The organism is Plantactinospora sp. ZYX-F-223, from assembly GCF_039649625.1.
Classification (GTDB): Bacteria; Actinomycetota; Actinomycetes; order Mycobacteriales; family Micromonosporaceae; genus Plantactinospora.
In genome coordinates, this window is record NZ_JBDJAV010000225.1 from 1 (window position 1) to 231 (window position 231).

At 61.9% G+C, this 231-nt stretch carries 1 protein-coding gene; it reads left to right on the forward strand.

Annotated features, from left to right (window positions below):
- On the forward strand, positions 1 to 231 hold a 231-nt coding region (locus AAH979_RS43285; protein WP_346263919.1), incomplete at both ends, for a hypothetical protein.

The following is a 231-nucleotide window of genomic DNA, read 5'->3' on the forward strand; positions in this document are numbered from 1 at the left end:
AGCGCCGTGAACCATATCAGTGGCGCGGAGCTATCCGAGGTCTTCGAGCAGTACCTGGTCGAGCGCTACCAGCGGGACCGCGTGACTGCAGGGGTGATCGCCGGGGAGATGGTCAATGAGTTTCGGGATCGGAACTTCATCCTCAGCCGGTACGGTCCGCAGGTCTACGGCTTCGTGCACCGCACCTTCCTGGAGTTCTTCTGCGCCGACGCCATCCTGGCCAAGTTCCAA